At 61.4% G+C, this 21,661-nt stretch carries 19 protein-coding genes and 1 pseudogene; 11 read left to right on the top strand and 9 right to left on the bottom strand.

The annotated features are described in order from the left end of the window. The first annotated feature begins 14 nt into the window (after window positions 1–14). On the top strand, window positions 15–488 hold the full coding sequence (locus tag AC1PPK_RS13435; RefSeq protein WP_481113560.1) for a universal stress protein: 474 nt from the start codon (window positions 15–17) through the stop codon (window positions 486–488). A gap of 64 nt (window positions 489–552) precedes the next feature. Here the strand turns inward: AC1PPK_RS13435 and AC1PPK_RS13430 are convergent, their stop codons facing one another. Both AC1PPK_RS13430 and AC1PPK_RS13425 read right to left on the bottom strand, forming a co-directional pair. Next, window positions 553–1,383: an amino acid kinase family protein gene (locus AC1PPK_RS13430; RefSeq protein ID WP_481113559.1), complete on the bottom strand. Its 831-nt coding sequence runs from the start codon at window positions 1,381–1,383 to the stop codon at window positions 553–555. An 11-nt stretch (window positions 1,384–1,394) separates the two neighbouring features. Beyond that, window positions 1,395–2,207, bottom strand: coding sequence for an amino acid kinase family protein (locus tag AC1PPK_RS13425; RefSeq protein ID WP_481113558.1), 813 nt, complete (start codon window positions 2,205–2,207; stop codon window positions 1,395–1,397). A gap of 406 nt (window positions 2,208–2,613) precedes the next feature. Here AC1PPK_RS13425 and AC1PPK_RS13420 point away from each other — a divergent pair, with 406 nt between their 5' ends. The 3 genes from AC1PPK_RS13420 (at window position 2,614) to AC1PPK_RS13410 (ending at window position 5,904) form a co-directional block, all read left to right on the top strand. Then, window positions 2,614–2,988 (top strand): TfoX/Sxy family protein, encoded by a 375-nt coding sequence (locus tag AC1PPK_RS13420; RefSeq protein WP_481113557.1) that lies wholly within the window; start codon window positions 2,614–2,616, stop codon window positions 2,986–2,988. Between the two features lie 178 nt (window positions 2,989–3,166). Next, window positions 3,167–4,816: a flavin-containing monooxygenase gene (locus AC1PPK_RS13415; protein WP_481113556.1), complete on the top strand. Its 1,650-nt coding sequence runs from the start codon at window positions 3,167–3,169 to the stop codon at window positions 4,814–4,816. A gap of 29 nt (window positions 4,817–4,845) precedes the next feature. After that, window positions 4,846–5,904, top strand: a complete 1,059-nt coding sequence (locus AC1PPK_RS13410; RefSeq protein ID WP_481113555.1) for an alpha/beta fold hydrolase — start codon at window positions 4,846–4,848, stop codon at window positions 5,902–5,904. 117 nt (window positions 5,905–6,021) lie between these two features. Here the strand turns inward: AC1PPK_RS13410 and AC1PPK_RS13405 are convergent, their stop codons facing one another. Both AC1PPK_RS13405 and AC1PPK_RS13400 read right to left on the bottom strand, forming a co-directional pair. Further along, the gene (locus AC1PPK_RS13405) at window positions 6,022–6,909 is read right to left on the bottom strand and encodes a helix-turn-helix domain-containing protein (RefSeq protein WP_481113554.1); all 888 of its coding nucleotides are present in this window, start codon (window positions 6,907–6,909) and stop codon (window positions 6,022–6,024) included. 97 nt (window positions 6,910–7,006) lie between these two features. Continuing rightward, window positions 7,007–7,993, bottom strand: a complete 987-nt coding sequence (locus AC1PPK_RS13400) for an extracellular catalytic domain type 1 short-chain-length polyhydroxyalkanoate depolymerase (protein WP_481118215.1) — start codon at window positions 7,991–7,993, stop codon at window positions 7,007–7,009. A 238-nt stretch (window positions 7,994–8,231) separates the two neighbouring features. Between AC1PPK_RS13400 and AC1PPK_RS13395 the strand changes: the two genes are divergently transcribed. After that, window positions 8,232–9,164, top strand: coding sequence for a transglutaminase-like domain-containing protein (locus AC1PPK_RS13395; RefSeq protein ID WP_481113553.1), 933 nt, complete (start codon window positions 8,232–8,234; stop codon window positions 9,162–9,164). Window positions 9,165–9,212: 48 nt separating this feature from the next. Here AC1PPK_RS13395 and AC1PPK_RS13390 read toward each other — a convergent pair whose 3' ends face one another. The 3 genes and pseudogenes from AC1PPK_RS13390 to AC1PPK_RS13380 all read right to left on the bottom strand — a co-directional run bounded on the left by AC1PPK_RS13390 (window position 9,213) and on the right by AC1PPK_RS13380 (window position 10,837). Further along, the gene (locus AC1PPK_RS13390; protein WP_481113552.1) at window positions 9,213–9,752 is read right to left on the bottom strand and encodes a hypothetical protein; all 540 of its coding nucleotides are present in this window, start codon (window positions 9,750–9,752) and stop codon (window positions 9,213–9,215) included. 187 nt (window positions 9,753–9,939) lie between these two features. Further along, window positions 9,940–10,219: pseudogene (locus tag AC1PPK_RS13385) on the bottom strand (IS5/IS1182 family transposase); the annotation flags it as partial. A gap of 348 nt (window positions 10,220–10,567) precedes the next feature. Beyond that, window positions 10,568–10,837 carry a hypothetical protein gene (locus tag AC1PPK_RS13380; protein ID WP_481113551.1) on the bottom strand — a complete coding sequence of 90 codons (270 nt, stop codon included), beginning with the start codon at window positions 10,835–10,837 and terminating at the stop codon, window positions 10,568–10,570. Between AC1PPK_RS13380 and AC1PPK_RS13375 the strand changes: the two genes are divergently transcribed. Both AC1PPK_RS13375 and AC1PPK_RS13370 read left to right on the top strand, forming a co-directional pair. After that, on the top strand, window positions 10,814–11,878 hold the full coding sequence (locus AC1PPK_RS13375) for a LuxR C-terminal-related transcriptional regulator (protein ID WP_481113550.1): 1,065 nt from the start codon (window positions 10,814–10,816) through the stop codon (window positions 11,876–11,878). The two genes, AC1PPK_RS13380 and AC1PPK_RS13375, sit on opposite strands and share 24 nt — an antisense overlap. Before the next feature lie 98 nt (window positions 11,879–11,976). Beyond that, window positions 11,977–13,983, top strand: a complete 2,007-nt coding sequence (locus AC1PPK_RS13370) for a diguanylate cyclase domain-containing protein (RefSeq protein WP_481113549.1) — start codon at window positions 11,977–11,979, stop codon at window positions 13,981–13,983. Between the two features lie 63 nt (window positions 13,984–14,046). On the opposite strand, the gene AC1PPK_RS13365 is transcribed toward AC1PPK_RS13370, so the two are convergent. Continuing rightward, window positions 14,047–14,832 (bottom strand): response regulator, encoded by a 786-nt coding sequence (locus AC1PPK_RS13365; RefSeq protein ID WP_481113548.1) that lies wholly within the window; start codon window positions 14,830–14,832, stop codon window positions 14,047–14,049. Between the two features lie 387 nt (window positions 14,833–15,219). On the opposite strand from AC1PPK_RS13365, the gene AC1PPK_RS13360 reads away from it, so the two are divergent. The 4 genes from AC1PPK_RS13360 (at window position 15,220) to AC1PPK_RS13345 (ending at window position 19,672) form a co-directional block, all read left to right on the top strand. Beyond that, on the top strand, window positions 15,220–15,765 hold the full coding sequence (locus tag AC1PPK_RS13360; RefSeq protein ID WP_481113547.1) for an MEDS domain-containing protein: 546 nt from the start codon (window positions 15,220–15,222) through the stop codon (window positions 15,763–15,765). 13 nt (window positions 15,766–15,778) lie between these two features. Continuing rightward, complete coding sequence (locus tag AC1PPK_RS13355) at window positions 15,779–17,317, top strand: response regulator (protein ID WP_481113546.1); 1,539 nt, start codon at window positions 15,779–15,781, stop codon at window positions 17,315–17,317. A gap of 136 nt (window positions 17,318–17,453) precedes the next feature. Then, the gene (locus tag AC1PPK_RS13350; RefSeq protein WP_481113545.1) at window positions 17,454–17,978 is read left to right on the top strand and encodes a Crp/Fnr family transcriptional regulator; all 525 of its coding nucleotides are present in this window, start codon (window positions 17,454–17,456) and stop codon (window positions 17,976–17,978) included. A gap of 80 nt (window positions 17,979–18,058) precedes the next feature. Further along, window positions 18,059–19,672, top strand: a complete 1,614-nt coding sequence (locus tag AC1PPK_RS13345; RefSeq protein WP_481113544.1) for a phospholipase D-like domain-containing protein — start codon at window positions 18,059–18,061, stop codon at window positions 19,670–19,672. Between the two features lie 80 nt (window positions 19,673–19,752). Here AC1PPK_RS13345 and AC1PPK_RS13340 read toward each other — a convergent pair whose 3' ends face one another. Then, window positions 19,753–21,579 (bottom strand): outer membrane protein assembly factor BamB family protein, encoded by a 1,827-nt coding sequence (locus AC1PPK_RS13340; RefSeq protein ID WP_481113543.1) that lies wholly within the window; start codon window positions 21,577–21,579, stop codon window positions 19,753–19,755. Window positions 21,580–21,661 lie beyond the last annotated feature (82 nt).

The raw sequence follows: 21,661 nt of genomic DNA, 5'->3' as shown, positions 1-21,661 counted from the left end.
TCCAGGAGGCAGACATGGCTTACCAGATCAAATCGATCCTCTACGCGTCGGACCTGACGCCACGCTCCCCGGCGGTCTTCCGCCACGCGGTGGGGATGGCGGCGAGATTCGACGCCAAGCTCCACGCGATGACCGTGTCGCTGCCGGCCACCGGCCTGCCCTACATGGAATTCATGTCCGAGGAGAAATTCGACGCGATGCGCGCCGCCGGCCAGAGCAAGGACGAGGACCTGCTGCGGCAGCGCATCGAGGTCTTCACCGAAGCCCACCCGGAAATGGACGTGGACAAGGTGCTGACCAGCATCCGCGCCGTCGAGGGCGACCCGGCCCGCTGCATCCTCGACATGGCCAAGCACGTGCTGGCGGACATGATCGTCATGGGCTCCCGCGGCCACAGCGCCATCGGCGAACTCATCCTCGGCTCCGTGGCCCACAAGGTCACGATGAAGGCCGACGTGCCGGTCATCCTCGTACCGATCGACCGCTGAAACAACAGCGCCCCCGCCAGCACCAGGCTGGCGGGGGCACTTTCGCACCTCTACAGGTCTGCGCTTACAGCGGACGCAGGCCGGTGTGGACGATGGTCCCCACGTGCTCGCCGCGCAGAGCGGCGGTGAGACGACCCGGCACCAGGCCATTGACGACCTGCACACGCTCCAGGTGACGGGCGTTCGCCATCACGTCGAGCAAGGCGCGGTCGAAAGGCAGGGTTTCCTGCTTGGCGAGATCGGCAGCGCTCGTCTCACCAAGCAGCTCGGCCTTCGCCCCGTCGGCCCCGTTCGGGTCGGTGGTGTAGACGCCATCCACGTCCTCGACGATGGTCAGCCCCGCGGCACCGAGCGCGTCGGCCAGCAGGAAGGCACCGGTGTCGGCGCGGTGCACCGGAATGCGCGAACCCGGGAATTCGTGATGATGGTACGGGGGGAAGGCACTGCCCACCACCGCGCGGGCGGCGGCAAGGTGGATCGCCAGCTGGCTCGCGATGGTCGGATGCTCCACGTAGGAAACGCCTTCCGGGGCCAACAGCGACGCCAGGATATGGCCGTTCTGGCCAGCCTCGCTGGCCGCCAGCGGTGCCAGGGAGCCGACCGGCAGGCCCAGATCGAGGCCCACGCCGTACAGGTGGCGGGCACGGATGCCGGCGCCGGTGAGGATCAGCAGACGGTGCTCGGGCAGCACCTTGCGCAGCTCCTCGACGATCGGCAGGATCGCCTCGGCACCGCGGTCCATGATCGCGCGGCCACCGATCTTGACGACCTGCAGCCACGGCAGCAGGCGGATCGGGCGCACGCCCGCGACGGGACGGACGAGATCGCCGTCGAGAAGGGTCTGACGCGCCAGCGGCGAGGCAACGTGCTTGATGGTATTGGTAGTTTCAGCCATGGCAGTGGTTCTCAGCTCGCGGTGATGAGGGTGCCGACGTGCTCGCCTGCGAGCGCGCGGGTCAGATTGCCGGGGACGAGGCCGTTCACAACCTGCACCTGGCGGACGTAACGGGCGTCCTTCAGCAGATCGAGCACCGGGAACTCGAGGATGGAGTCGTGCAGCCCGGCCGCCTTCATCTCATCCACCGAAATCTTCGGGATGAACTTGGCGTCCTTTGACGTCTTCGGATTGGCGGTGTACAGCCCATCCTCGTCCTTCACGTAGATCATCGACTTGCAGCCGAACTGCTCGGCCACCAGGAAGCAGCCCGCGTCGGTGCGGTAAGGCGGAATCACGCCCTCGGCACCCGGACGAATCCACAACTTGTACGGCGGCATGCCACTGAAGACGACGCCGTGCACCTCGGCCAGGAACAGCGGCACCGCCGACATGCCGGCGCTATCGACCATGGAGATGCCGTGCTGCGCCAGTAGCTGGCCCAGCATGGCGGCATTCTGGTCGGCCACCGACGCGCCGAGCTGCGCCAGCACACCGGCCGGCAGGTTGAGGCCGGCAGCGATCGAGTACAGATGCCGTGCGCGGGTCCCGGCGCCGGTGCCGATCAGCAGCTTGTGCGCCTTGCGCGCCGCCACGATCTCTTCCACCAGCGGGTAGACCGCGGAACGACCGCGGTCGATGACGCTCTGGCCGCCGATCTTGATCACCGATGCATCCGGCAGGATGCGGAATTCCGGCGCCTGCTCCGCCGCCGCCAGAAGCTGCGGGTCGGTCAGCGAACGCTGCATGAGAAGCTCTTCGAGCTCCGCCGTCGTATTCGTCATGTGAGTCCTTTCATCGTATCGATCCACTGCAGCGCCCCCATCGAAACCGCAATTTCCCTGCGTGATTCAGAAGGAAACAGGCGGAACCACTTTCGACAGGCGGAACCCAGTGCATATCAGGCGTGCATGCAAAAATGCACATCACGAAAAAATGATAGAAAATAGCGTTATATAGATTCAACCGTACTTAATGAATAACGCCATATATATTTCCATTTGCACCAACTTGGTTCGCAAATAAGCGTCCATCCTCAATTCCGGTGCATTCAAAAGAAAAATAGAATTAAAAGAAAAACCAATCAATTCAATGCATTTCTTTTTAAATCAAAGACATTTACGGTAACGCCGGCATGGGCGACGCCGCCGAATGATGAGAACACCCGCTCTCCTTCACGCAGGCTACACCATGACCCGAGAATTCGCACAACACCTGTCGGACGTCTTCCGGCTCTTCGGGCCGGTCAGTCTCAAGCGGATGTTCTCCGGCTACGGCATTTTCCGCGACGGACTCATGTTCGGCCTGGTTCATGACGAAATCCTGTACCTGAAGGCCGATGCGCAAAACGTAGCGGACTTCGAAGCCCTGGGCCTCGGCCGGTTCCAGTACGTGCGCAGCGGCAAGACCGTCGGCCTCTCCTACTACCAGGCACCGGAATCAATACTCGAAGACGTCCACGAAGCCGCCCAGTGGGCGCGCCGAGCCTTTGAAGCCGCGTTACGGTCGGACGCCTCCAGGACCAGATCCGCCCGCCACAAAACCGACACGCCAACCGCTGATTAGCGCCTTTCCCGTTTTATTCAAAACTTCGCCAAGGATCGACAAGAAAGCCCTGGCCCATCGCTCATAGATTTGTCTCCGACACGACGACCACGCCCTTCGCGAGGCACACCGTGTCGCCACTCGCGCCGGAAACCGGCCAGTGGCCATTCGCACAACAACGAGGCAACGGAGACAAGAAATGAGCACGCAATACACCCCGCAGAGCCCTGCCACCCAGCAGCCCCAAACCGAACATCTCGACGCGCTGGTGATCGGCGCCGGCGTCGCCGGCCTGTATCAACTGCATCGCCTGCGCGAGATGGGCCTGAAAGTGCGCGCCTATGAAACCGGCAGCGGCGTCGGCGGTACCTGGTACTGGAACCGCTACCCCGGCGCCCGCTTCGACTCCCAGGCCGAGATCTACCAGTACTGGTTCTCCGAAGAGCTGTACAAATCGTGGCAGCCCTCCGAGCGCTTCCCCGCGCAGCCGGAGACCGAGCGCTGGCTCAATCACGTGGCCGACAGCCTCGACCTGAAGAAGGACATCCAGTTCAACACCCGCATCGCCTCGGCCCATTTCGACGAAGCGGAAGACCTGTGGCGCATCACCACCGCCGACGGCGAAACGGTCACCGCCCAATACCTGCTCGCCTGCTGCGGCATGCTATCAGCGCCCATCGTCGACCGCTTCCCCGGCCAGTCCAGTTTCAAGGGCGAGGTACTCATCACCGGCCTGTGGCCGAAGGAACCGGTGGATCTGAAGGGCAAGCGGGTCGCCGTAGTCGGCACCGGCGCCACCGGCATCCAGGTGATCCAGACCATCGCCCCCGAAGTGGGCTCGATGAAGGTCTTCGTGCGCACGCCCCAATACATCATCCCGATGCAGAACCCCAAGTACTCGAAACAGGACTGGCAGAAATGGGGCGAGCGCTTCCATGAGACCAAGCAGCGCGTGCGTACCACCTTCGCCGGCTTCGATTACGACTTCGACGCGGGCCCGTGGGACGAGAAGACCCCCGAAGAGCGCACCGCCATCCTGGAACGCAACTGGAACGACGGCTCCCTCGCCCTGTGGCTGGCCTCCTTCCCCGAGATGTTCACCGACGAGGCCGTCAGCGAGGAAGTATCGAAGTTCGTGCGCGCCAAGATGCGCGACCGCCTGCAGCACCGCACCGACCTGTGCGATCTGCTGATCCCGCAGGACTACGGCTTCGGCACCCACCGCGTGCCGCTGGAGAACAAGTACCTGGAGGTCTATCTGCAGCCCAATGTGGAAGGCGTGGACTGCCGCAAGGCGCCCATCGAGCGCATCGTGCCGGAAGGCATCCAGACCGCCGACGGCACCGTGCATGAGGTGGACGTCATCATCCTGGCCCTCGGTTTCGACGCCGGCTCCGGCGCGCTGAGCCGCATCGACATCCGCGGCCGCGGCGGGCGTTCCCTCAAGGAACAATGGAGCCAGGAAATCCGCACCTCGATGGGCCTGCAGGTGCATGGCTACCCCAACCTGTTCACCACCGGCGCGCCCCTCGCCCCCTCCGCCGCCCTGTGCAACATGACCACCTGCCTGCAGCAACAGGTGGACTGGATCACCGACTGCATCGCCTACGCCCGCAAGAACGGCAAGCAGATCATCGAAGCCACCCAGGACTTCGAGGACGCCTGGGTGCAGCACCACGACGAAACCGCTGCCGCCACCCTCGTCGTCAAGACCGACTCCTGGTACATGGGCTCCAACGTCGAAGGCAAACCGCGCCGGCTGATTTCCTACATTGGCGGCGTCGGCAACTACAACAGCAAGTGCGACGAGCTCGCCAGCCAGGGCTACCCCGGCTTCGCGATGCGCTGAACCATCGCCCCCAAGGAGGAGACAAGACCATGAATACCTACTACACCCAGGAAAACCACGGCCCGTTCAAGCTCATCGACATCGGCCGCCTCGAACTCGAAGAAGGCGGCGTACTCGAAGAGTGCAAGCTCGCCGTGGCCACCCACGGCCGCCTCAACGAAGCGCGGGACAACGCCATCCTGGTGCCGACCTGGTATTCCGGCACCAGCAAGATCATGGAGCAGGTCTACATCGGCCCGGGCCACGCCCTCGACCCCGAGCGCTACTTCATCATCGTCGTCAACCAGATCGGCAGCGGCCTGTCCCTGTCGCCCAGCAACGCGCCGGCCGACATCGCCGGGCCACGCTTTCCCCGCGTGCGCATCGGCGACGACGTGCGCGCCCAGCACCGGCTGCTCACCCGGCATTTCGGCATCGAACGGCTGGCGCTGGTGGTCGGCGGCTCGATGGGGGCCCAGCAGACCTACGAGTGGGCGGTGCGCTACCCGGAGATGGTCGAACGCGCCGCGCCGATTGCCGGCACGGCACGCAACACCGAGCACGACTTCGTGTTTGCCGACACGCTGATGGAGGCCATCACCACCGATCCGGGCTTTGCCGACGGCCGCTACGCCTCGTCCGCCGACGTGGCCGCCGGCCTGCAACGGCACGCCAAGCTGTGGACGGTGATGGGCTGGAGCACCGAGTTCTTCCGCTGCGGCCGCCACCGGGTGCTCGGCTTCGACAACATGCAGAGCTTCATCGAGCAGTTCATGAACGGCTACTTCGGCCCGATGGACCCGAACAACCTGCTGTGCATGGCCTGGAAATGGCAGCGCGGCGACGTGAGCCGCCACACCGGCGGCAACCTTGCCGAAGCCCTCGGCCGCATCCAGGCGAAAACCTTCGTGATGCCGATCAGCCACGACATGTTCTTTCCGCCCACCGACTGCCTGGCCGAGCAGCAGCTCATTCCCAACAGCGAGTTCCGGCCGCTCAACAGCATCGACGGCCACCTCGCCCTGTTCGGCACCGACGCCAACTGCATCGCCGAAGTGGACCGCCACCTGAAGGAGCTGCTGGCGCAAGCGATCACCTCCGGAAGGTGATGCCCAGGCAGCCCTGAGCGGCTGCAAGTGCAGGCGCCCCGCTCTTCAGGACGCGCCTTTCGGGCGCAGCGGCCATGCCGTTGCGCCCCTTTTTGCCCCACTGTAGTAGCGAACGGCCTAACCGCCGCCCTCCTTGCGCATGCGTGCCGGCGTCGTACCCAGCCGTGCCCGCATCACCCGCGTCAGGTGCGCCTGGTCGGAGAAACCGCAATCCAGGGCCACCTCCTTGATCGCCAGCTCCCCCGCCGTGAGCAGATGCACCGCCCGCTCCAGCCGCCGCCGCGTCACGTAGTCGTAAGGCGAAGCCCCCGTCGTCGCACGGAAATGCTTCGAGAAGGTCCACACCCCCAGCCCCAGCATCGCCGCCATCTGCTCAATGGAGATGCTGTCCTGCAAATGGGTATCCAGAAACTCGTTCAGCCGCCGCATGCGCGCCGGTGACAACGGCCCCGCCGGCACCTCGTCACGAAACTGGATGCACGCGTAATGCCGGAACAGATGCACCGCCAGCTGGATCGACAACGCCTCCACGTACAGGCTGCCGCCAAAGCCCTTCCGCTCCGCCTCCGCGGTGATCGCATCGACGATGCCCATCACCACCGGGTCCCGCGCCTGCAACACATCGTGCAGCCGGATATCCGCCACCGCCCGCTCGGTGATATCCGCCGCCACCCGCTGCATCAAGGCATCCGCCAGATAGGTGTGGGACACCTCGATGCACTCCGTCCAATGCCAGTGGGACGGCTCCGACCGGGTCAGCAGAGAGAACTCCCCCGGCGCACACTGCCGCCGCGTCCACCGCCCCTCCACACGCCGATCCATCGGCGTCTGCCCGGTGCGATAACGGACCACCATGAAATGATCCATCGGCGGAATTGCCACATCGAGCCCGGTATACAGATAGGCCCGATGGCCGACATCCTTCCACCCCAGCCCATCGCTGGCCGACAACACCCGCCCCGGCACCCAGGTCGGCAAGTCTTGCGGAGAGATCAAGGAACCCATGGGCGGACTCTTCGGAAATGGGGCGGAAGCGGCGCCCACAGGCGCCGCACTCAATACACTTCTAGGATATGTCAACGCATGGATCAAGAAAACTGCTTCAGCAATAGGGATTTAAGTGAGCCGCTCGCGCAAATTGCCTGGCGACGAAGGACCAGATCATTCGTGAAGCGTCCGGACCTCTCGGATCGCAGTACGGATGCCCTACGGCACCGCCGCTCCAGGCGTGCCCGAGTTGCTCGACGGCACACAGCGTCGCAATCAGCCGGCCGCCTTTTCGATAATCGGTGATCGTCGCTGCGTAACGCGCACCGCGCTGAACCCGGCGCGGCTTGCTCGCCCTGGCGCCGACCCGCTCCCCCCAACGCATGGCCGCTTCCGCACCGTTGGACGGAGCCACGACGCGGTCTGTCGCCCCGTGGATGACCAGCAAGGCCGGGAGTCGCACATCGGGGGCAACGGCCGGCAACGGCGACGTCGCCACGCTTTGACCAAACATGGCCTTGATGGCACTGGCCGATGAATTCGCCACGCCCGGCGCAATTCCCGAATGCATGGCAACGGCCCGAAAGCGCTCCGGATGCTGAGTCGCCAGCAGCACCGCCATACCCGCCCCGGCGGAGATGCCCGCCAAGGCAATCCGGCCACGGTCGACCGCGTGCGACTGGCAAACCTGCTCGATGGCCGCACTGATTGAATTCGCTTCGGCCTGCGCCCGCCCCGTGCGCGTGTCATACCAGTTCCAGCACCCCTGCACGTTCGACAGGCGATCTTGCTCGGGATAAAGCACGAAAAAACGTCCGCGGGCCGCGACCGTGTTCATCCGGCTGGTGGCCGCTAGCGCCTCTGCATCCTGTCCACAGCCATGCAGCATGACCAGCAACGGCAGGCTCTCGTTGCGCCTCACGCCGGGCGGCTTATAGAGCCAATAGCGGCGAGGCCCCGCCGCACCGACGGCGATCCCTTTCGTCCAATTGGCTGACGGCGCCATCGCCTTCCCGGCCGACATACGCCTGACCGCCAGCGGAGCGGCACGCAAGCCTTCCTTCATCGCCTTGGTGCCGACGCGTACTGCCGTCCGGGTCATCGTCTTCAACACGCTCTGGAACGATCGACTCCACGCCGTTTTTCGGGTGCGCCTTGCCATTTGATGTCCCTCGGGGCGTTGCAACCACAAAAACCGATTATCAGGCCAAGCCCACCGGCGCACTTGTCGGCTCGCGCACATAGACCGGGCCCGTCGCTATGCGCGCCAGCGCACAGAGTGCCGGCCTCGCCTTGCCTATCCTCTCCGTCACGCATAGCGGATCGCAACTCCGGCCGCCATGCATGCCCTGATCCACCAGCGAAAGTTCGCCAAGCCCATGATCCGGATCGAATTGCAGATTGACCTGAAGTATGAAATCGACGGAGCAGGCGCCGACTTCATATTCAACATACATGCGGCGCAGACGCCAAGCCAGCGAGTTTCGGCAGAAAACCTGACGTTGAGCCAATCAATCCCGCTGCGGATGTATACGGCGCCCATGAGCGGCAATCGCTACATGCAGGTCCATGCCGATCCAGGTTCCTTGAATCTCAGCTACACCGCAACCATCGACCTCACCCACCACTTTGCCGATCCGATAAAAATCGCCGAAGTGGCCGTACGGGATATGCCGCCGGAAGTCATCGGCTATATCTATCCAAGTCGCTACTGCCAGTCAGACCGGCTGATCAGACTCGCCAACAAGGAATTCGGAGGACTGGCACAAGGATATAGCCGGGTGCAGGGCATACAGGAATGGGTAAAGCAACACCTCACCTTTGCCCTAAACAGCTCGAACACCAACACCTCGGCAGTCGACACGCTGATTCAACGCGTCGGCGTCTGTCGCGACTTCGCACACCTGATGATCGCCCTGTGCCGCGCCCTCAACATCCCGGCGCGCTTTGCCACCGGCACCGATTACGGAGCCGATCCGACCCTGGGTCCGTCCGACTTCCAGGCCTACGTCGAGGTATACCTGGGTTACCGCTGGTACATCTTCGACCCTTCTGGCACCGGCATTCCGATGGGGTTCGTGCGCTTCGGCACCGGTCGGGATGCTGCCGACGTATCCTTTGCGACGGTTTTCGGGAATGTCCGGACGCACGCGGCCGTCATTCGTGCCCTCGCCATCGCGGACCCCACAAAAGACATGGTGTTACCCCATCACTGCAACGAAGCCTTATCGACCGACAATTCGACGGCCCTGGCAGCCATCGGACTCACCTAGAGAACCACGGCCCCTCCAAGCCTCTGCCCGCTTGGGTTCTGGGCCGAGCTACGAGAAAGAGCACTCGTCTACGCTTACGTTTTCCTCTTCAAGTTGTCGGCGGGCATGTGCCGGATCAACAAGCGCTTCCCCAAGATAGATACCGGGCGCAGGCCCGGCGGGTGCCAGCAAGTTCTCGATCTGCCATACGACACCAAGCGCAGTGAGATGGGTTTGCCCGAGAGGATCGACCATCGGCCCCCTTGCCTCAACCGCAATCCGGATGCGGTGATCGGCACCGGCTCCGGGGTTATAGAGAAGCGCGCGCCGCGTACCATCGAACATCCGGTGCAACAGGGCCCACCACACGCCGCTGCATACCAGCAGATGCAACAAGGCCGTGGCCTTGCGATCATCAAAGCCGATCCGCGCATCCACAGTCACAGCGCCCGTAATAGCCGGCAGGCTCGCCTGGTCAGGCGTATCGAAACGGCAAACCTGATGGCGACCCGCACTACCAAAATCGGCAGCATGACCGTCAAGAAAGCCGCGGCGCTTGACCCAAGCGCCATTTTCCATCGTGTGGAACGGCGTGGACAGGCGGTCCATATACTCGACCGAGTTCGGCCCTGCCCGATAGCCCATAGCCCATAGCCCAGGTCGACGATAGCGGTGTGGGGTTCGGGCAAGCCCTTCATGTCCTGCATCTTGGGCGCAATCGCCTTCATTGAGACGACTGCCTCGAGATAGATGGTCTTGACCAGGAGTTCTCCACCCCCACGAACTGTCATGACGGGTTCTCGGCCCATTTTCGCAACACACTCTCATCGCTCCCGCCCAACGCGTGCTTAAGGTACAGCTGCCGGATCGGTAGGCGCGGGCGCCCGGCCCGGCTCACCCCGCAGCGGCCACCTGAAGTGTCGGACCGAACAGATCCAGCCCTTCGAGCGCACGCCCTCTGCGATTCTGGCGAATAAAGCACGGCGCCAGGGCGGATTCAATCCCAGCCCACGGCATGCGGCTTGCCAATACAGCCAGAGCGGGTGACGCAGGGACACATGGACGTGCAGGTGCAGGCTTCAAAATAGGTTCCGCTGACCTGCCAGGTAGAGGAAGACATTGCTGCTCCTCCTTGATGTCGACAACCGGGCCAAGTTCATCTGCTCTTTTATCCCCGGCACGACGCTCTTACTACCAGAATAGTTGTCGGACCTACTACGTCAGTTCCCCCACGCTCTCGAAAAGCAACGCGCAGCGCCTATCAACGCCCGACAGAAAGTACAGCCGGGACGACTACCGCCAGGCGTTGAAAAACCCTTCGAAATATAGGTTTTTCAAACCCCTTCCACCTGCTGAAAGCAGTCGCCATCCGGGGTTTTGGAGACGCTGGGCTTCACCCCTTGGGGTGAGTGAGCATGCGAAACTTATCTGCGACAATGCGGCAATTCCTTCATTTTTTGAATGCGCACAAAGGCATTGCACGCGGGCTTTAGATGACAGTTTTCCTTACCGGACACTTCGAGATTGATCACCAGCACTCCCTGCTTGCGGTCCTGGCAGACAAATTGAATTCCTTCTGCCCAAAAGGCGAAGGCCCTTGCGGTGAAGAGTGCCGGCACCGGCAGTCTTGCCAGCCCTGTATCAGCGCCCTTGCCAGCCTTGCCGGGGAGATGATGGCGTTTCTCGTCGGCCATGCCATCTATGAGGAAAGCCTGATGGCCTTATTGCCGTCGACACCCGTCTGCCTGCGCCATATCGAGCTCCACACACAGGCTCACAGCGATATTTTGAGAAAGCTCAGCCTTATTGCCAGTGAAGGGGAGCAAATAGATCCCATTACCACGGCAGTAAAGTTGAGGCGGGTACTTTCAGAGTGGCTCGGCGACCATACAGTCGAATACGACCGCCCACTGACCAAGGAATTGCTGGAGATCGAAAAGACGGAAATCAAATTCGACGGCGAACTTGTCCAGATATTGGACGAATTTGTATTCCACCACCGGCCGACCACACTCATGTTTTCAGGAGCGAATAACCCCGCCGCTCACCACGACGCAGAAAATGTACGCGCACGCCTGGATACCCTGACTCCGCGTCAGAGGGACGTTTGCCAGTTGATGATTCTCGGCAACAAGAACAAACAAATCGCCGAACTCCTTGGCACGACAGTGAATACCGTCAAGACTCATCGCACTCAGATCTTCCGAAAGATGAACGTCTCCTCGGTACTGGATCTGGTGCGGAGTCTGGACTTGATTCCAAGCCAGAGTCCGTCGGGCATGCACAGTTCCGACCCTGACCAGGCTCACAGAACAAAGCCGCCAAAAGTCAGTTCGTGCCGGCTTATCGTCGTTGAACCTGCAAGCTTATCGCGGCAGGCCATCGTTGCCGGCCTGGGCATCCTTGGTCATCGGGCCCTTGGCCTGGATAGCTTGAAGAGCCTCCACTCCCTGTCAAAAGACGAACCCATGGACATCCTGATCGTCAGCATTGGAGCCTTCCTGGGAAGCGACGATCTGCTGGAGCAAGTCGCCAATCTGAAGCAACGCTGGTCCTGCAAGATTCTGCTGGCGGGGAACCGCGAGGGTGGCATGGCACCACCTGAAGCGAAGATCGTCGACGGGAGCCTGGCCTGGCCGATCGACTTTGGTGAATTGTCCTCGACCATCACTGCCCTGGTGCGCCCCGCTGGGAACACTTCAGGTGCCGAGAACGCATTGAAGCTCTCGCCGTAAGCCGTCGTGACTGCTCCTGCGCCGATGCTTTCCGCCTTCCAACTCACGCCAGGGCTTTCGAATTCAGCAACTGAATCCGAAAGCCCGAAAGCCGTCAATTGACCGAGCAACGTCACTTGACGCTGCCTTACTGGAGGCAGACATTCTGGCGCCCCCTCGCGCTTCTTCTACTACCGCTCCTGGCGGGTGTTGCCTTTCTTTCTGTAAATATCGCAAAGGAGGCCACCAAGCGTCACGAGTCCCACGCAGAAGGAATTGCTGAGAATGCCATTCGTGCCATCGACTCAAGCATATCGTCCACCGCAAGGCTGGTCGATTTGAGCCTGGACGCCGTCGTCTCGCGGATTGCCCTGTTGGACGCATCCTCGAGCCTGAGCGCTGACATGCTGTCTCCCATCATTCAGGCGCAGCTGGAGCGGTTGCCTGAACTGGACGGGATTCACATTACCGACGCAGAAGGCATCGTCCGCTGGGGGAACGGAGTGGGGGTTCAAGCGAGCACGACAACTTATGTGGATCGCCCTACCCTCGCAAAGATGCGCGCGGCGACCAATGGCGCCACAGTCATCACGCCCCCCTATCTGGACCAGATATCCAAGCGATGGGTGCTGGGCTTTCTCCGTCGATACGATAGAGCTGACGGCCGCTTTGGTGGCGTGGTCTCCATTACCGTACCGCTCAGCTACTTTGAAGAGCTTCTTTCAAGCCAGCAGTTGGGTGAGCACGGTGTTGCCACCTTGAGGGACAGATCGTCGGGCGCGCTCATCGCACGGCATCCTGGCGGCAACCTGCCCGCGGAGCAGGTCGGTGATGCGCAGCTCCCATCGGCACTGCACGAGTTTGTCACGTCGGGCGTGGCCGCAACGACCTTCCCGCCCTACCGCCGCACCGACGGCGTAGTGCATCTGCAATCCGTGCGCAAGATCGACGGACTCCCCTTTCTCATCAGTGCGGATGTGTCGTCCGATGGCTACGCGGATGTGTGGCTCGGACAGGCGCTGAACAGCGGCCTCCTGTTACTCGTTCCATTGGGCTCATTCCTTCTTGTCGTCTACTTCATGTCGGCAAGCGGCGCTCATCGCAAACGATCTACACAGGAGACGACTCGACTTGCCGAGCAACTCGAGGCCAGCAAGAATGAAATGCGCCAACTGGCTTCGAGCCTGGAGCGAAGAGTCGAGGAGCGCACCGAAGAGATACGCCTCGCCGCAAGTATTGTTGAGCACACCAGCGAAGGCGCAATGGTGACCGACGATCAGTGTGTGATATTGGCCGTCAACCCCGCCTTCGAGGCCATTACCGGTTACACCTCCAAAGAAGTGATCGGTCAGACTCCACGCATGCTGAAATCGGAGCGCCACGGCCCCGACTTCTATCGACGCCTCTGGCGCAGCCTGCACGCCCACGGAAGCTGGAGTGGCGAGCTATGGAATCGACACAAGAGCGGCACCACCTATCTCGAACACCTGAACATCAACACAGTCGTCAGTGACGAGGTTGGCACGCGCTACGTAGGAATATTCTCCGACATAACGGACCGCTACCGAAACGAGGAGCACCTGCGTCACCTGGCCTTCCACGACGCACTCACCGGACTTGCGAATCGGGCGCTGATCATGGACCGCCTGAATCACGCGCTGGAGCGCTCACGACGAAGTGGTACCACCTTGTCAGTCATGCTGTTCGACCTCGACGGCTTCAAGGCCGTAAACGACCAGTTTGGTCATGAGATCGGGGATCTGCTCTTGCAGGAAGTGGCCCGGTGCATCGGAAAACGTGTTCGCCGGGGCTCCGACACCTTGGCTCGACTGGGTGGGGACGAGTTTCTCATCCTGCTGGAGGACGTTCGCTCCTTGAACAACGCCCCACTGCTGGCAGCGCAAATCGTATCCGACATCGCCAGTCTGAACGACATCCGCGGTTGCCCCGTAAAAATTGGCGCCTCCGTGGGGATCGCAAACTTCCCGGAAGCCGGGACGCATGCAGCAGAATTGGTCAAGAGTGCTGATGAAGCGATGTATCAGGCCAAGGATGCTGGAAAAGGCTGCTTTGTCGTGTTCAGCCCCCATGAAGAGCAAGACACGGACAAGGCCCCCCGGGACTGAGCCCCCAAAGATATCCAGTGGTCAGTCTGGGCGACAGCGAAACAATGCCACCAAGCCGCCCGGTCAAGCCAAGGCTTTCCTGACGGCGGCAATCACCCGCTCCGCATCGAAGGGCTTGATGACGTAATCCTGAACGCCGCTCCGGATAGCCGCACTGACCGTTTCCCGGTCCGCATGGGCTGTCACCATGAGGACGGGCAGAGTGGGGTGAACCGCGCGCAGGCAGGCGACGGTATTCAAACCGTCGATCTCCGGTAGATCGACCGCCAGACAGACGAAATCCGCCTCATGGCGCTCGACGGCCATCAGCCCTTCGAAGCCCGAAGCCGCCTCGGCCACCACCTCGAAACCGTTCTCTTCGAGGATGATGCGCAAGAGGCCCCGCGCCAGCGCATCGCAGTCGACGATGACTGCGCGATGTTCCGGGCCCTTGCGCCTGGGCACAGCCTGCACACCCTTTCGGCACGCCAGAATGGCCTTCACCTGAAGTAACGAAGCCAGTATGTTTGCCTCGTTCAAAGGCTTGCGCATGTAGCCGAACGCCCCGCAGTCCATCGCCATCCTTGCCGCCTCCCGTTGATCGTCCAGTCCCATTACCACAACGGCGGTCTCTGGGTTATCCGCGATCACGGCACGAAGCGCGTCGGGCATCGACGGCTCAAGGAGGTGCAGATCGAATATCGCGATGTCGGGCTTGAGGCGCCCAACCGTTGCCAACGCCTCCGCGGGCGTGCGCAGGCTGGCCAGCACGCGCGCGCCCTCGTGGGCCACCATCGTCGCCAATATCGACCGTATCTGCGAATTGGCATCGGCGACGATGAACGAACATCCTTTCAGACTGGCTGACATCCTGGCAAAGACAATAATTGACGTGGGCGGTGAATCTGTCCGGGCCCATCGAACGCCGGGATACCGTGTTCCGTGCGATCGCGCCCGCCACAGATGTTATCAGGCCGCTACGCCACCCAGGGAACGACAATCCCGCAGACCTGTACAGCGATCCTGTGCCTTGGCTTTGTCACTCAGAGTTCCCGGGGGATCTATTACTATAGTAATAGTTTTGGCTAACCGAACCGATGCCTCCGCATCCCCATCAACGTTTTCCCGATAGCGTTTGACGCTTGTCAGATCATTGCCCCAACTGGGGCGGAGTTCTTGATGCCAACACCCTCCAGTACCACTCGGCGTATGACCTCACTGGGCTTCGACCCCCGGCCCTTCCTCGAGGGCACCCACATGTGCTTCATCTTCAACGATGACAATGAACGGCGCCAGGTCCTCGCCAAGTACATCCAGAGCGGTCTGGAGAGCGACGAACAAGTTGCGTACTTCGTGGACACGATGACGCCGGATGAACTGCGGACACAGCTACGGAAACTGGGCGTTGCGCTTCCCGACCCCGACGGTCGCCAGTGCATATTGCGGACAGCCGAAGAAACCTACTGCCCGGACGGCACCTTCAGCCCTGACCGCATGCTGGGTAGCTTGGAGTCGGCATGGGGGCAAAGCCTTCATGAAGGTTTCAAGGGATTACGCGTCACCGGCGAAATGAACTGGGCGCTTCGGGGTCATCCGGGATCGGAACTGCTGATCGAGTATGAATCCCGCATCAATCAACTCCTCCGGAAAGTGCCGGTAACCGCCATCTGTCAGTACGACGCCCGCCTGTTTGACGGAGAGACGCTCTACCGACTTCTCAAGGTTCATCCGATGATGATCGTGGATGGCCGGGTCGTCAAAAACCCATACTACATCGTGGCAGAAAGCGATCCCTCGTGCTGATGGTGGCCTGCTCATGACGTTCCCGCATCCGACAGCGCAAGCACTGGGCCGCCTGCTTGTCATACAGCCGACTATGGAAATGCTGCCTGATCGGCACATCGCGGGCTTCTTGCGTCTTGCGCTCCTGGATGTCCCCGGAATCGCGGACTGCCTGGTCCACTTTCCAGATACCCCTGACCTCGCCGAAGAGCAGAATGCCGACCTTGCCCGTGTGGATGGAAGGATAGGCGCCAGTCTTTCAATCCGCACACCGCGTGCCTCCTTTGGATACGTCCGTCTGGTCCTGTCCGACCCGCGGATTTATGAGGCATATGAGCCATTTCTCGACAATTTCATCCAGGCAGTTGCCACTCTTCTCGAAAATCGCCGAAACCTTGAACAACTAGCAGCGGCACGCGATGCAGCAGAGGCCGCCAATCGCGCCAAGAGCACCTTCCTGGCCAACATGAGCCATGAAATCCGGACGCCCATGAACAGCATTCTCGGCATGGCCCATATCCTGCGCCGCGGCGGCGTCACCGAAGTGCAGGCAAGGCAACTCGAAAAGATTGCGACCTCGGGCGAGCACCTGCTGAGCATCATCAATGACATCCTTGATCTGTCCAAAATCGAATCCGGCAAGCTGATCATCGAGCATACGGACTTCAGCCTGGACAACCTGCTGCACGATGTCATTGCCGTCGTGGAAAACCCCATCAATGCCAAAGGCCTGTCCTTGCACATCGACATGGCAAATGTGCCGCGGGCATTGCGCGGAGACCCTACCCGCCTCAGTCAGGCCTTGGTCAATTACCTGGGTAATGCCGTCAAGTTTACGCAGCGCGGCAGCATTTCGTTAAAGGCCCACATGCTGGAGGCGACGGACCACGACTACCTGCTGCGCTTCGAAGTGAGCGATACAGGCCTGGGCATGACGGAGGAGCAAAGCGCCAACCTTTTCATGCCCTTCCAGCAGGCCGACAGCTCGATGACACGCAAATTCGGCGGAACCGGGCTCGGCCTTACCATCACGCGCCACATTGCCGAGCTCATGGACGGCGAAGTAGGTGTGGAAAGCACGCCAGGACAAGGCAGCACGTTCTGGCTGACCGCCAGACTCGAAAAAGCGCACACCGATCACACCATCGCTGTTCCGGAAGCTCAGGAAACGGCAGAAGATGTCCTGCGGAGCAAACATGCTGGAGCCCGGATTCTGCTGGTGGAGGACGACCTCATCAACCAAGAGGTCTCCCTGGAGCTGTTACGAAATACAGGCTTGGTCCTGGATGTAGCCTCCAACGGACGGGAAGCCGTGCGCCTCGTGCAGCAAATGGATTACGCCCTGATTCTGATGGACATACAAATGCCAGAGATGGACGGCCTTGAAGCAACCCGGATCATCCGCGCATTGCCTGGCAGAGCACACACGCCCATCCTCTCAATGACCGCCAATGCCTTCGTTGAAGACCGTCGCGCCTGCTTTGCGGCGGGCATGAATGACTTCATCACCAAACCGATGGTCCCGGAGAAGCTGTATGCCGTCCTGCTGAAGTGGCTGGCCTGCCGCTCCTGATACAACATCCGTGAGGATGCATATGCGACGGCTTCATGGCGGCCGCGCACCACATCGGGACAAGGACGCTCCACCGTAACAATTACTGCCACCGACCTGCAGCAAAACGGTCACACAAAAGTTCTAGGCTCGAGCCATGTGGATCTTGAGCCTACTGAAACCTGACAGTCAGGCGCCCACTCATGCAAGTGAGCAGGCCGACGATCCGCTGCCCGCAAGCATCCCCTACTCGCGGGACAGCGTATGCCTCAGCCCCATCGAACTCATGCGCTTTTCCAGGGCCTACCCCTCGTTCCGGATCGCCAACGGCCGCAGCCTCTTCCGCGAAGGAACGTGGGGCAATTCGATGTACCTGCTGATCGACGGGCGGGCCGAAGCCTGCACTCAGGAACATCTCGTCGAAGTCCTTCTCCCCGGCACCCTAATCGGAGAAACCAGCCTCCTCACACCCGGGCCACGCCCGGTGACGGTGATAGCCCGAACCCACTGCGAGTTCATCGAGATCAACGAGCAGGCCTTCTACGCGATCATCCGGGACACCCCCGAGTTTGCCGCCTTTGTCATGCGGGTCCTCACCAAGCGGCTGCAATCGGCAGCCCTGTTCCCAGACATACGGCCGGAGAATGCTGTTTCTTCAGCTATAACGAGAACAGACATCTAGCCGTCGGCCGACGGCACGGGTGACAGCACCGACAGTGCTCTTGCCCGACAGCAGACCGATGCATGTGCGGTGTATTGCTCATGAACAGTGCTCGCCGGGCAGCACGCCTTTTCCCATCCCTGCTTACCGCCATCATCGTTCTGCTGGCGGGGTGTACAACACTGCCACCGGGTTCGGATTTCCCGCGCGACGTTTCATCCGCACTGCCTCAGCCGGAAGAAACCCGCCTGGGAAAGCAGTTTTCCGTCGCCGCACGCCAACATGACGGAAATTCCGGGTTCCGCATCATTCCGGTTGGCGCCGATGGCTTTCTGGTCCGGATGCAGATGATCAACGCGGCGGAACGCACGCTTGACCTGCAGTACTTCATTTTTCGTGGTGATGAAACCGGCCGACTGCTGACCGATGCGGTCCTTCGCGCAGCAGATCGCGGCGTGCGGGTGCGCATCCTGATCGACGACGGTGAAACAGAGGCCGGCGACGAGCAGATTGCCGCACTGGAAGAACATCCCGCCATCCAGATCCGGCTCTTCAATCCATTCGCCTACCGCGGAAACATCCAGTCCTTGCGTGGGCTCGAATTCATGTTCAACGCCTCCCGGCTCGACTATCGGATGCACAACAAGCTGCTGGTCGTCGACAACGCCATTGCCCTGATCGGCGGGCGCAATATTGGCGACCAGTACTTTCAGATCGATCCAGACACCCAGTTTGCCGACGACGACGTATTTGTCGCCGGCCCACTCTCCAGGAAGCTCTCCGCCACCTTCGACGAGTTCTGGAATAGTCCCCTCGCCATCCCGATGGCAGCCCTGTCCAAGGAAACAAGCTCTCAGCGCCTCCTGCGCGAACGGCGTCAGGCCATGCGGGAGCAACATCGCCCGCCGCCTTCCGACAGCATCGGCTATTTGAATCGCGTCGCCAACGGCGAACCGTTTGGCGGAATACTCTCCGGGCGCCTGCCATTGACCTGGGCACCCGCCCAAGTGATCTACGACAGCCCCGACAAGAAGCGGGTGGAAAGCGGAGCCATGGTCGGCCGCCTGATGCAGCGAGCCGTTGCCAGCGAAGTAGCCACAGTGGATTCGGAACTGCTGATGGTCACGCCGTACCTGATACCTGGACACGAGGGAATGCGCTTGTTCAGCACGCTGCGCAAACGCGGCGTGAACATCCGCATCCTGACCAACTCACTGGAATCGTCATCCGTGCTGCTGGCGCAGGCTGGCTACATGGCCTATCGCGTGCCGTTGCTGACAAACGGCGTCCAGCTTTACGAAATACGCGCGCGTCCCGGCAACGCAAAGGTCAATGGCCAGACTGCAACCACGCCACGAAATGGCAATTACTCCCTGCACGCGAAATTGTTCGTGTTCGACCGACAACGCTTGTTCATCGGGTCGATGAACTTTGATCAACGGTCCATGCATCTCAACACAGAAATTGGCCTGATCATCGACAGCCCCACCCTGGCCCAACAGGTTGTTGCCCGCTTCGAAGCAATGACGCAACCCGCCAATGCCTATACGGTCAGTTTGCGCCCGCCTCCTTACGACAATGGAAACCCAAACCTCGTCTGGCACACGGAGGAAGACAAGAAGAGCGTCGACTACACCGTCGAACCCGCCAGAAATACGTGGCAGCGCATCGAGGCCACATTCCTGTCCTTGCTGCCAATTGATCGGGAACTATAAGTACCGAGTACCCGACCTTCACCGCACGACCGCGATCAGCTTTGGGTAAAAGAAATGGGAGGCAAGATCATTCTGGAACTTCACTCGCACCGCTCTTCGGGCAGCCCGAACGCGATCACCGCATTACCCGAAGCGATGTCGAACAGCTTGTTCCCACCTGCCGCAACGACGAGATATTCCTTCCCATCGCGTTCATAGACGACGGGCGGTGCATTGACGCCTGCCCCTGTCTGGAAGCGCCACAACAGTTTGCCGGTCCTGGAGTCTCGCGCCGTGAAGTGCCCGTCCGCCTCTCCCATGAACACCAGTCCGCCCGCAGTGGTCGTCACGCCGCCGGAGAATGGTCGGCTGATGCGCTCCTGCCATGCGAGCTTGCCAGTCGCCGGATCGATCGCACTGAGCGTCCCATAGGTTTCCACGCCCTTTGGAAAGCTGAGCACATTGACCTTATTGCCCTTCTCGTCGAGCTCCAACGTGAAGCGGCTCGGATAATGGCTGCCGCCGACGTACGCCCACCCCGTCTCGCCGCTGAAAGCAATGGGTGGCCAGTTCGCACCGCCCGCCTCACCCGGCACCGCAATCACCCCCTGGGCATCCTTGGCGCGCTTGAAGAGGCTGGTCTGAGGCACAAAGCCGTCCGAACGCCGGATGACTTCGCCCGTGATCCGGTTGAAAAAATACATCCAGCCCGACTTTGTCACCAAGGCGATGCCGGGCACCTTCCCTCCGCTCGTCGGAACATCCAGCAGCATCGGCGACGAGGCCAGGTCGTAGCCCCAGACATCGTGCGGGGTTACCTGATGGAACCAGCGCAGTTGGCCCGTCCGCACATCCAGCGCAACCAGCGATGACGTGTAGAGATTGTCACCGGGTCGGTACAAGTCGGCGTAGGGAGCGGCGTTACCGGTACCGAAGTAGAGCAAGCCCAGTTCCGGATCGAGCGCGGGCGAGGAACTGATGGAGCCGCCTCCCCGTTTCCAGGCATCGCGAAACCTCTCCGCATTCGCACGTTCAGCATCCAGATCCCGATCCAGCGCATCGCCCATCGACGTTTGGCTGACAAAACTCCCCTCCCAGCCATGGTCCTTAGTCGAATACCAACGCCAGACCAGACGCCCCGAATCTGCCTCGTAGGCCGAGATGAAGGCGCGCATTCCGCTGCGTGGGCCGGAGCGACCAAAGGCGGCTCTCGCCGTGTCATCCTCATCCCGGAAGACATTGGAGTATCCGGCCCCGGTGGTGCCAACGATGACCAGCCCATCGTAAACAAGGGGCGCCATATTCCCCGCAAAGCGTGACCACTGCGACGTTTCTTCCTTGGGAAGATCGCCCATGTTCTGTACTTGCCGTGGGGCATCCGGTGCACCGGTAGCGGGGTCCACCACCGGCACATCCCAAACCAGCTTGCCGCTGTTGCGGTCGACCGCAATCAGCCGGCCGTCGGCAGTGATCTCGTAAAGCCGCCCGTAGCCTGCCGCCAGACCGCGGTTGTGGGCGCCGCAGCACAGAACGTCCGTCGCCATCTTGTGCGTGTATTTCCAACGCACCTCACCCGTGCTGCCATCCAGCGCCACGATGTGATTGCGGGGCGTGGTCAGATACACCACCCCGTCGAGTACGATGGGGTTGGTTTGAAACGTGCCCTCCACGCCGGTCTGGTAGATCCATTTCGGCACCAGACGGGACACGTTGCCGCGATGAATCTGCGTCAGTCCCGAGTAGCGTTGATTCGCGTACCCGTGGCCATAGGTGAGCCAGTCGGCGTCCTTACCCGCAGCGCCGAGCAGTTCCTCGCTGGTTTGCGCCTGCAACAAAGGGGACGCGGCACAGAGCACCGCGAGGCAAAGTGCCTGCAGTACCCGAAAGCCATTTACGAGCAGGACATCACGTGTGGATTTCCGGCTCATGGGAGCGGAGTCTCCAGCCATTTCGGAATGACCGCCAGCATCCTCAGGAGGCCGCCGAAGTACATGAAAGCAGACATGGTGT

The sequence above is a fragment of the Zoogloea sp. JDB1 genome, assembly GCF_056724025.1.
This window is presented reverse-complemented; position numbering and strand designations above follow the sequence as displayed.